General features: G+C 49.8%; 10 protein-coding genes. 4 read left to right on the top strand and 6 right to left on the bottom strand.

Features of this window, described 5'->3' with window-relative positions; genetic code table 11:
• On the bottom strand, positions 1–697 hold a 697-nt coding region (locus tag OB13_RS14265; protein WP_461490841.1), incomplete at its 3' end, for an NHL repeat-containing protein.
• Positions 698–883: 186 nt separating this feature from the next.
• On the opposite strand from OB13_RS14265, the gene OB13_RS14260 reads away from it, so the two are divergent.
• Together OB13_RS14260 and OB13_RS14255 are read left to right on the top strand one after the other, a co-directional pair.
• Positions 884–1321 carry an acyl-CoA thioesterase gene (locus tag OB13_RS14260; RefSeq protein WP_461490840.1) on the top strand — a complete coding sequence of 146 codons (438 nt, stop codon included), beginning with the start codon at positions 884–886 and terminating at the stop codon, positions 1319–1321.
• A 62-nt stretch (positions 1322–1383) separates the two neighbouring features.
• On the top strand, positions 1384–1683 hold the full coding sequence (locus OB13_RS14255) for a hypothetical protein (RefSeq protein WP_461490839.1): 300 nt from the start codon (positions 1384–1386) through the stop codon (positions 1681–1683).
• 41 nt (positions 1684–1724) lie between these two features.
• Here the strand turns inward: OB13_RS14255 and OB13_RS14250 are convergent, their stop codons facing one another.
• The 4 genes from OB13_RS14250 to OB13_RS14235 form a co-directional block, all read right to left on the bottom strand.
• Complete coding sequence (locus tag OB13_RS14250) at positions 1725–2189, bottom strand: VOC family protein (protein ID WP_461490838.1); 465 nt, start codon at positions 2187–2189, stop codon at positions 1725–1727.
• 64 nt (positions 2190–2253) lie between these two features.
• Complete coding sequence (gene creD, locus OB13_RS14245) at positions 2254–3582, bottom strand: cell envelope integrity protein CreD (protein WP_461490837.1); 1329 nt, start codon at positions 3580–3582, stop codon at positions 2254–2256.
• Positions 3583–3761: 179 nt separating this feature from the next.
• The gene (locus OB13_RS14240; RefSeq protein ID WP_461490836.1) at positions 3762–5114 is read right to left on the bottom strand and encodes a sensor histidine kinase; all 1353 of its coding nucleotides are present in this window, start codon (positions 5112–5114) and stop codon (positions 3762–3764) included.
• Positions 5104–6462: a sigma-54-dependent transcriptional regulator gene (locus tag OB13_RS14235; protein ID WP_461490835.1), complete on the bottom strand. Its 1359-nt coding sequence runs from the start codon at positions 6460–6462 to the stop codon at positions 5104–5106. Before OB13_RS14235 ends, OB13_RS14240 begins: the two co-directional genes overlap by 11 nt.
• A 313-nt stretch (positions 6463–6775) precedes the next feature.
• Between OB13_RS14235 and OB13_RS14230 the strand changes: the two genes are divergently transcribed.
• Together OB13_RS14230 and OB13_RS14225 are read left to right on the top strand one after the other, a co-directional pair.
• A complete protein-coding gene (locus OB13_RS14230) occupies positions 6776–9202 on the top strand; it encodes an ABC transporter permease (protein ID WP_461490834.1) in 2427 nt (808 codons plus the stop codon).
• A 118-nt stretch (positions 9203–9320) separates the two neighbouring features.
• Positions 9321–9536: a hypothetical protein gene (locus OB13_RS14225; protein ID WP_461490833.1), complete on the top strand. Its 216-nt coding sequence runs from the start codon at positions 9321–9323 to the stop codon at positions 9534–9536.
• A 194-nt stretch (positions 9537–9730) separates the two neighbouring features.
• On the opposite strand, the gene OB13_RS14220 is transcribed toward OB13_RS14225, so the two are convergent.
• Positions 9731–10159 (bottom strand): hypothetical protein, encoded by a 429-nt coding sequence (locus OB13_RS14220; protein ID WP_461490832.1) that lies wholly within the window; start codon positions 10157–10159, stop codon positions 9731–9733.
• Positions 10160–10322: the final 163 nt, after the last annotated feature.

The raw sequence follows: 10322 nt of genomic DNA, 5'->3' as shown, positions 1-10322 counted from the left end.
GTCCTTGCTTCTTTAAGGTGGTATCTCTGAACTCCTTTATCAATTTGCCCGCTGGGCTAAACATTCTGAAGTAAAGAGTCGCATCCCAGGTATAGTTTATCGTTTCTACATAATAGATATTATCCTGGGCATCTAATACTACTTTCGCACTATAAGGGTAGCTGTAGTTATCAAGCCGAGGGATATTTATGGTCTTAACGTGTTCGCCTTCGGTTGTAAGGTAATATAATTTACCAGAAATATCGTCGAATATGCAAAGGTTAGAATGACTATCCATCAGAAGCTTTCTGTTGTAGTGTCCGACGGTGTCCTCGGCTTGAGGTGATGGAAATACTTTTATTAAATTCCCTTTGGAATCATACTTTTCAACTTGTTTTTGCCAATTATTGAGAATGTAAATGTTCTGCTCTGCATCCACATTCAAATCGGCTAGAATACCAGAATAGTCTACATTAGGGTTGGTGCTGGTGTAATCAGCTGAGTTTATTTTAAACTCCATTATAGACTTACCATCTTTCATCTTGATTACCCGGGAGCGGTCAAGCAGATACATGTTGTCTTCCTTGTCAAACACCATGGCTTCCATATCCAAAACTGGCGTACTCCCTATAGTGGCCTTTATGTTGTATATTGGTTCCTGAGCATAGGAATAATTAAGCAAGTAAAGTAAGAAAAGCAAAAGTAAAGTTGTTCTCATAGGCTAAGAATGAATGCGTTATCGTTCTGTAAATGTAATAATTAAAGTATAAACATAGTGCTATATATATGCCAATTATCAGTATGGATTTCAAAAAGCATCCTGTGTTATACATGCGTGTATTAACTTTGCCTGCGGCTTCTCGTTACCAAGGCCATTGAATATTCAACCAAAGAAAATAATACCATGCCCCATACCTATACCGGCAAAGTGATGTGGTCGCACCTGGATGCGAACATGCACATGCGCCACTCCGCTTACGCCGACTTCGCAGCACAGGCCCGCATCGAAGCTTTGGAAGAACTAGGCCTTGACCTGAAAACTTTCCAGCGTCTGCACATCGGCCCCATTTTGTTCCGGGAAGAAACGAACTACCTGCGCGAAGTAGGAATAAACGAAGAGCTGACCATCACTTCCGAACTGACTAAGGGTAGGAAAGACGGGTCCCGCTGGACCATCCGGCATGAGATCATCAAAGCAGACGGCGTAAAGGCGGCTGTGATTGTGGTGGAAGGTGCCTGGCTGGACGTACTGAAGCGCAAACTGGCTGTTTTGCCCGAAGAACTGGTAGAGCACTTCGCCCATATGCCACGCAGTGCAGACTACGTGGAGTTGGAAGGGTAACTGCGTTATTCATCTGTCTCTGCATCACGTACATCCATAGGTATACCTTAAGTGAAATGTCTATGGAAACGATCAGACTCAGCCACTTGAACAATGCTTTCCGGGTGGAAGGAAATGAGAAGCGAAGGAACCTGGAACTCTACAGCATATCGGTGCAGGAGTGGCCAGCAGGGGAGGCTACGCTGAAGTTGGTGGTGGTAGACGAGAAAGACGTACCCATTTACAGCCAGCCACTAAGCCCTTCCCAGCAAAGCGAAGAGATCAGCATTGGCAAGAATTTCGGCTTCTATGACCACTTGTCTGTGCACCTGCGGACGGAGCCCGAAGGAAGTCCATTCCAGGCGCAGGTTCATTTCAAGTGACAAGCCGGCAGCAGGTATACCCGAAGGTGGGGCTGCGGCTCCTATTTGGTCGTCTCTCCGCCCATTTCGGTGAATACGCGGTCCACGGGTTCCCAAAGCTCGAGCTTGTTTCCCTCCGGGTCCATGATGTGTACGAATTCCCCATAGTCAAAGCTTTCAATCTCATCCACTATGGTCACACCGTTGGCCCGTAGCTTTTCCACCAGCCCTTCGATATTCTGGACCCGGTAGTTGACCATGAACTCCTTTTTGGAAGGGGCAAAGTATTCGCTACCTGTCTTGAAAGGGCTCCACTGGAGGTAGTTGATTTCTTCGGGGCGCTTGGCGTTCCGGGACTCAAAGGTGGAGCCGTACTCATTTATCTCAAGTCCCAGGTTCTGGCCATACCACTCTCTTGTCTTTTCCGGATTATCCGAGAAGAAGAAAATCCCGCCTATACCAGTTACTTTAGGTATAGCAGCGTTCACTATCTCGTCATTTTCGGGTGTATGGGTTATGTCTTCCATGTTTTTATCTTTTGCGTTGTTTCCTGGCTGTCAGGCCACGGTTGTCTTCAATTAAGACTAGTTCTTATGCTTCCTGCGTTCCACCCAGATTCAGGTTGTACCAATCTATCTTTCGTGAATAGTACATGACAAGCCCCAGGATGATGAATATGCCGATACTGCCAATGAGCAAGGCGAAGTCCTGAAGCTGGATGATGACGAAAATGAAGGAATAAAGGACGAACAGAATCCCGCTGATCAGGTAAGTCAGTTTGCTCGATCTGAGAATCGCCTTGATGTAGCCAGCGATCAGCAAGAGTGTTGCCAGCGCAGAGAGGATGAAGGCCAGGTTGAATTTCATGTGCTCCGAGAGGGACAACAAGAGGGTATAGAAAACCACGAGGGCAATACCCACCAGGATGTACTGAATCGGGTGTATGAATACCTTGTTCAACACTTCGATGAAGAAAAAGACCAGGAAAGTAAATCCGATAAACAGAATGGCATACCGGATGGACCGGTAGGATTTCTGGTAGTTGTCAACTGGTAGCAGCAGGTCTATGCCAAAGGCTGATTCTTTGATAGAGTGTTTTCCTCCCGTCCAGATTTGGGGGTAGTTTCTGTTGAGGTGTAACACATTCCAGTTCGCTGTGAACCCGGAATCAGCCACCGTTCTGGAGTCAGGCAGGAAGGCACCATTGAAACTGGGGTTTTGCCAGGAAGACGAGATGTTGATGTCCGTGATTTTGCCTACTGGTGTAAAATACAGAAGTTGGCTGCCTTTCAGGTCCAGGCTGAATGAAAAATCATAGACAGCGCTGTCCTGTGAATTGATAGCCACCACGGCATTGATGCCACTTTCGACCACATCATTGGAGACAACGCCCGGGTTAAAGGAAAACCGGCTCTTATTCCAGTTCAAATTTACCTGCTCTTCTATCCCTCTCAAATCGTTGATGCCTATTGTCAGATGCGCCTTCTCAAACTGTATGTTTTTCAACGGAATATCGAGTGCCGGCAAGTTCAGGTCAGCGAACCTACCCGAGATGTTGACCTTGGAGTTGTAAACCACGATTTCATAAATTCCCCTATACCTGCGCTCCGGATTCAGAACGCCGTCGATGTTCAACTCGGTAGGGAGTATGTGGATATACTCCTTTATCTGTACGACTTTCTCAGTGGAATCCTTCCTGGAGAACTCCTTCACGTACCGGTAGTAGGGTATGGAGATAAAAGGCCCTGACACGGTCTGTTCTTTGCCCCACTTGGAGCTGACCTCATCGATGGCAACGCGCTGGGTCGATTCCCGCTCGAAGATGAGACCCTCGATCAAAGAAGTGGGAATCAATAAAAGTAGCCCAATGATGACGATTGTCCCTACCTTGAAATAGATGTTGTTTTTCAGCGTCTGCATAGTCTGTCATTTCCCCGACTCTGGCTATACCTGATGGAGTAATAGCGCAAGTTGCGTTTGATGGTAAAAAGAATACAAAGCAATCTACATCAAATATATGGAAAATAATATATGTCTTTTTCTACAGATACCTGTGCCTCAAAATTAGGATGCAACGTTCACGAATCTCTCTCCCGCCATCACCCGAACCGGAGTATAAACGCTGTTCCTTCTCCCTCCACCGACTGCACCTGTATGGTGCCGCGGTGCAGCATGACGATCTGTTTGCAGAGGCTCAGGCCAATGCCGTTGCCCTGCTTCCGGGTGCTGAAAAAGGGAATGAAGATCTTTTCCTGTACCTCCTCCGACATCCCGATGCCATTATCCGCAATTTTGATCACAGTTTTCTTGTCCGAAGCGGTATAGGCAGATAAGGTGATCTCGGGCTCCGGGCGATCTTTCACGGCTTCCATGGCATTGACCAGCAGGTTGATGAGCACCTGGTCGAGCAGGGTAGGATCGACCCGAAGCGAAATGTCCTGGTCGGGCAGGTATATTTCAAGCCGGATGCCTTTTTGATCCAGGGTAGGCTGCATAAGACGGTGCAGGTTCGCAAACAGCTCTTTTACATACACGGTGTCGAGGCTCAGCTTCGTGATCCGGTTGAGGTTGCGGTAGGTTTCTGCAAAGCGCAGCAGCCCTTCGCTCCGGCGCTTGATGGTGCTGACGCCCTCTTCCAGGTCTTCGATGTCACCGGAAGTCATACCTGTCGCAGCGGCCTCGTGCAGGCGGTTCTTCAGGGTATCGGCCAGGGAGGAGATGGGGGCTACGGAATTCATGATCTCATGCGTCATCACGTTCAGCAGCTTCTGCCAGGCTTTGGACTCTGTCTCGTCCAGTGCTTCGTTCACGTTCTGAAAGGAAACCAGCTTATACCGGTTGCCTTCGCTCTGAAAGTCCGTGGCGGACAGGAGCACCTTAAAAGAGTTTTTTTCGAAAAGGGTAGCATGGGCTGTCGCTATTTTGGAATGCCCCGGCTCCAGGGCCATCACTTCGGTGTATAACCCGGGATCTCTTTTCGCCAGGTACTGGATGGTTTTCATGTAAGGGACGTGCAGCAGGTTTTTGAGCGACTCATTCATCATAATCACTTCGCCGCTGTTCATGTCATAGGACATGATGCCCGTTTCCACCAGCTCCATGACCCGCTGCAGGTTCTGGTACTGGGTCTCTTTTTCTTTGGTGATGGATTTGAAAGTAGAATTGATCTCATTGAAGCCTTTCCGGAGCGACTGTAACCGGGTATAGGCCTGGTGCTCATTAAAGTGCCTGGAGAAATCCCGGTAGTGGACGGACTCGATGAACTGGTTGAGTTCCTCCTGCGCCTGACGCACAAAACGGATAAAATCTACCAGCTGAATGAGGAAGAGGGGCAGCCAGAACACCAGCGCTTCGGCCCATCCGTTGACGATAACAAAGGCAGGTATACTCAGGGTAACGAGCAGAAGCACCACCCGGATGATCAGCTTCCATTCAAAGTTCTTAAAGCCCATACTTGTTCATGCGCCTGTACAGGGCCGTTCGGGTAATGCCTAACTCTTTCGCCGCTTTGGTGAGGTTGCCGCTGTGTAGTTGCAGCACCCGGTTGATGGTCACCTTTTCCAGTTCTTCCAGGTTGGTTTCCTGCACCAGCGCTTCTTCGGCCGGGGCCGATTCGATCGGGGAGAAGAGGATGTCTGCTGCCTCCAGCGCCGGGTTGTCGGCCATGATGACGGCCCGCTCGATCGCATACTGCAGCTCCCGCACGTTGCCGGGGTATTGGTAGTGCAGCAGTTTGTCCTGCGCCGGCTTGCTGAGCTCGGGCACGGGCTTCATGTACTTGCTGGCATACACCGTCGTAAAGTGCCGGGCCAGCAGGAGAATGTCGTGGCCCCGCTTGCGGAGCGGCGGTACCGTGATCTCGACGGTGTTGATGCGGTAGATGAGGTCTTTCCGAAAGCGCGCCTCGTTGGCCATCTCGGCAAGCGAAACGTTGGTGGCACAAAGCAGGCGCACGTCGATGTCTGTCGGTTCGTTGGCTCCCACCCGGATGACCTGCCGGTTCTGCAGCACACTGAGCAGCTTTGATTGCTGGTGCAGGGAGATGTTGCCGATCTCATCCAGGAAAATGGTGCCTCCGCTGGCGGCTTCAAACCGTCCGGCGCGGTCTTCGCGGGCATCGGTAAAAGCCCCTTTCCGGTGCCCGAACAATTCTGTTTCAAACAGCGATTCCGTCAGGGCGCCCACATCCACTTTTATAAAGGGTTTGCCGGCCCGCAGGGAATGCTGGTGTATCGCTTTGGCGATGAGTTCTTTGCCTGTGCCGTTCTCTCCCAGGATCAGGATGTTGGCATCGGTCGGCGCCACTTTACTGATCTTGAAGAAGATATCCTGCATCACTTCCGACTCTCCCAGCAGCTCACTGCCAGTGACGGCTTTGCTGAAACCCGGAGCCGGAACTTTGGCCCCATTGGCTTTTCGGTCGAGTGCTGTGTGCAGGGTACTTAGCAGCTTCTCGTTGTGCCAGGGCTTTACGACAAAATCAAAAGCGCCTTCTTTTACGGAACGGATGGCCAGGTCAATATCTCCGTAGGCGGTGATCATGATCACAGCGGCCTCTGATTTTAATTCCTTGATCTTCCGGAGCCAGAACAAGCCTTCGTTCCCCGTATTGAGGGCGCTCTTGAAGTTCATGTCCAGCAAAATGACATCGAAGGATTGCTGTTTTAGCAGGAGCGGGATGTTGTCCGGATTTTTTTCGGTCACAATTTCCTTTACCTGCGGCCGCAGCATCAGGCGGACAGCAGTCAGCACATCAGTGTCATCATCTACAATCAGTATGGAGGCCTTTTTGAGCAGCATAAGCAATGAGTATGGAATAACGAAAGAAACTATTATTATGCCAGTATTGCAATACGCTGAAAATGAAGGAATAGCGTCTGAATGCGCATTAGGGGCGTGCGATTTCGCACACCTGTTGCGCGATTCTGCACGTTCTTCGGATAGATTGTAAATGTAAATGTCTGATTATGAGTAATATATCAAACTGGCATTTGCTGTGCATTTCGGCTGACAGCGAAAAGGGAAAATCTTGAGTCCGCTCACGATTTAAGGGAAACAAGCAAACAACCTGTCACTATTCATCCGATCTTAGAACAAGTAAAGGACCAATCCTATGTTTAGAAATTACTTCAAGATTGCCTACCGTAACCTGATCAGGCACAAGGGCTTTACCTTCATCAACATTGCCGGCCTGGCCCTGGGCATCACCGCCTGCCTGCTCATCGGCTTGTTTGTGTACGATGAGCTGCAGTATGATAAGTTTCTGCCTGAAGGAGACAAGGTATACCGCATCTATAATGATAAATCGGCCACTGTAGCTGCTGAAGTGGTGGCACCGGTACCGCCGTTGTTTGCCACAACACTGGAGCATGATTTCCCGGAGGTAGAACAGGCCATGCGTATTCTCATGCAGCAGTTCGATGCCAACAACCTGGTCGAGGCAGGAGACAAGCGCCTGTATGAGAAAGGTCTTTTTTACGCCGATCCTAACTTTTTCGAGGTGTTCCAGTTGCCCTTTATCTACGGTTCCCCTGAAAAAGCACTGGCAGACCCTTCTTCCGTCGTCATCTCGGATGAATTTTCTAGACGGGTGTTCGGCGACACAGATCCTGTTGGGAAAAAAGTTTCTGTCAACAAGCAGCCCTTTATCGTGCGGGGTGTGTTCAGCACCAAAGACCGGTTCAGCCTGCCTGTGAATTTTGTATGTACGATGGAAGCGGCCGAGTTGCCGGCAGAGCGCATGAAAAGCTGGGGCTGGCAACAGTTTTATACATATGTTAAATTGAAGGAAGGGGCCGACCCGCAATTCCTGGAGGCCAAGTTCAACGACGTAGTGGCCAAGCAGCTGGACCCTGACGACAACCAACCCTTTGATTATAAGCCGGTTTTTCAGCCGCTAGGCGAGGTATACCTGCACTCAGCCACATTTAAGTACGACCAGTCCATCCGGGGCAACATTACGTATGTGAAGGCGCTGAGTATTATCGCCGTGTTCATCCTGCTGATTGCCTGTTTCAACTTTGTAAACCTGGCCACGGCCAAATCCATGCAACGGGCCAAGGAGGTGGGCGTGCGTAAATCCATAGGGGCCAGCCGTGGGCAGCTCGTGATGCAGTTCCTGGGCGAAACCCTGCTACTCACCTTCATCAGTGTGATCTTCTCTGCTGCGCTGACTTCCCTGCTGCTGCCTTCCCTCAATGCCTTCACCGGCAAAGAAATGAGCTTCAATGTCTTCACCAATCCGGCTTTACTGCTCCTGCTGCTGGGCCTGACACTGGTGGTTGGTTTGCTGGCAGGTTTTTATCCGGCCCTGGTGCTCTCCGGTTTCCAGCCGGTGAAGGTGCTCAAGAGTGCCGTGGTGGTCGACAGCAAGGTCGGCCGGATTCAGTGGCTGCGGCACGGGCTGATCGTGGTACAGTTTGCGCTGTCCATTTTCCTCATCATCTGCGCTTTTATCGTTTACCGCCAGGTATCCTTCCTGCACAACAAGGACCTGGGTTTTGATAAGGATCAGATCATGTTCTTCCAGATGCGGGGCGATAACATGTTTAACGACTACGAAACGTTTAAAAACGAGCTGCGAAAGGTGCCCGGCATCAAGAATGTCTCCATTGGCTACGGCTTCCCGGGCGATGCCACGGCAGGGGATGGGATCATCGTGCCTACAAACGGGGAGCAGGTGCACCATAGAGTCACGCAGCTCATGATCGACTATGACTACATCAACACCCTGAATGTGCAGGTGGTGGCCGGAAGACCTTTCTCTAAAGCCTATAAAACAGATACGGACCATGCCTTTATGATCAATGAAACGGCGGTGCGGGAGCTAGGCTACGGCACTGCGGAGAAGGCGCTGGGCCAGCCGCTGCGCTGGAATGTATGGAGCGACACGAATCCTGACACGCTGAAAGAAGGTAAGATCATCGGGGTGGTAAAAGACTTCCACTTCAAGAGCCTCTACGACAAGGTGGACCCGACCGTGCTGCAGATTTTTCCGGGAGCCTATTGGAAAGTGGCTGTGAAAGTGGATGCGCAGAACGTTGCCGGTGCGATAGAACAGGTAGAGAAGGTATGGAAAAAGTTCGCACCGGACTATCCGATCGAGTACATCTTCATGGATGAGAACTTTGAAAAGATGTACAAGGCCGAAGACAAGCTCAAGTCCCTGCTCTGGATATTTACAGGGGTTGCGATTTTTGTGGCCTGTATGGGCTTGTTTGGCCTGGCTGCTTTTGCTGCGGAGCGCCGTAAAAAAGAGATCGGCATCCGCAAAGTATTAGGGGCCGAGAACTCAGCCATTGTCGCCTTGCTATCGAAGGAATTCCTGATCCTGGTTGTAGTGGCAGCGCTCATCGCCTTTCCGCTTGCCTGGTATGCCATGCACAAATGGCTGGAAGACTTTGCCTACCGCATAGAAGTTCCGCTGTGGGTATTCCTGCTGGCAGGTATAGCAGCAGCCCTATTAGCTTTTATCACGATCAGCTACCAGGCCCTGAAAGCAGCTACTGCTAACCCGGTCACCAACCTGAGGTTTGATTAAGGTATGCCCGCACAGGTTTTGCTATGGCCTATACCTGCTCAGGCGGCTGCTGAATGCAGTAAGAGAGGATATCTTATGTGCCGCCGAAGACGTAAGAAAGCTATATACTTCTAAAGCTATGACAACGAATCAGAAAACAGGTGCACTGAATAACCTTTTGAAAAATCCTTCTGAGATCCTGGGTGTGATCAAAAACCCGGGAAGGTATGGAATGGACATATTCAACGACCTCACCACCAAACAAAAGCAATATGTGCTGTATGCGGCCGGCGCTGGCCTGATTATGTACGGGATCTACCTGGGCAGAGGCAAAAAAACAGCTACGAGGGCTTAACATCCGGATTTGGTATCCGTATATACAGGTATAGTAACAATGTTTTCGTCCAGACAGGTTAAAACCCTGAATTAAAGCTTACTGAAGCTTTCGGAAGTTTGCTTCCATGTTTGTTCGAAGCATGAATGAAAGACCTGTCTTCAGTATACCTGAAGGCAGGTCTTTCTGTTTTTCTACCCTACAGCTGCTGTATGCTAGCTTTTCCGGCGGCCTTTGCCAGATGTCCGTTCTTTGTGGCTGGCCGTTTTGAGCTGCTTGAATTCTTCGTTCGAGATCGTCAACGAATACTCCAGCGACGAAAGAATGTGCTGGTGCTCCTCCTCATCATAGACCAGCAAAACGGACAGGAATTTGTTTTCATTCAGCACATAGTCATCCCCCTCCTTGTCGTATACCTTGAAATCATATTCCCCTTCCTGCAGGTTTTTGTTTGGTATTAGGGCCAGGCAATCCCCGGTGATGACCAGGGGCGTCTCCAGCTGCTCCACATGGTTGAAGGGCTGGTAATATTTGCCGTCTTTCTTGTGTGTGATGTATTCGATCTTATCTATGGAAAGCGCTATACCTGCGTTTTGGCTGTCGCGTTTGTTTTTAATGTCGGGTAGGTTGCCTGTCAATTTCATATCGTTTCTGCCTGTTAGCTGCCACAGCCCCTGCTCCTCTGTGGGAACTGCGTGTATTTTGATTCTGGGAGCTGTCTTACAAAAATACGCTTAAATTTTATTTGTCGTCCCTTTAAAATTCCGGTTTAACTTTGTCCCTGAACGGGAAGAGAGTGTCCGATAG

Source organism: Pontibacter sp. HJ8, assembly GCF_054824225.1.
The sequence above is the reverse complement of the archived record's forward strand: the minus strand, read 5'-3'. Positions and strand labels throughout refer to the sequence as shown.

Bases quoted from the DNA above. Each gene is read 5' to 3' on its own strand.
- OB13_RS14260 (WP_461490840.1), top strand. From the start codon at position 884: ATGCCCCATACCTATACCGGCAAAGTGATGTGGTCGCACCTGGATGCG.
- OB13_RS14255 (WP_461490839.1), top strand. From the start codon at position 1,384: ATGGAAACGATCAGACTCAGCCACTTGAACAATGCTTTCCGGGTGGAA.
- OB13_RS14250 (WP_461490838.1), bottom strand. From the start codon at position 2,189: ATGGAAGACATAACCCATACACCCGAAAATGACGAGATAGTGAACGCT.
- creD (WP_461490837.1), bottom strand. From the start codon at position 3,582: ATGCAGACGCTGAAAAACAACATCTATTTCAAGGTAGGGACAATCGTC.
- OB13_RS14240 (WP_461490836.1), bottom strand. From the start codon at position 5,114: ATGGGCTTTAAGAACTTTGAATGGAAGCTGATCATCCGGGTGGTGCTT.
- OB13_RS14235 (WP_461490835.1), bottom strand. From the start codon at position 6,462: ATGCTGCTCAAAAAGGCCTCCATACTGATTGTAGATGATGACACTGAT.
- OB13_RS14230 (WP_461490834.1), top strand. From the start codon at position 6,776: ATGTTTAGAAATTACTTCAAGATTGCCTACCGTAACCTGATCAGGCAC.
- OB13_RS14225 (WP_461490833.1), top strand. From the start codon at position 9,321: ATGACAACGAATCAGAAAACAGGTGCACTGAATAACCTTTTGAAAAAT.
- OB13_RS14220 (WP_461490832.1), bottom strand. From the start codon at position 10,159: ATGAAATTGACAGGCAACCTACCCGACATTAAAAACAAACGCGACAGC.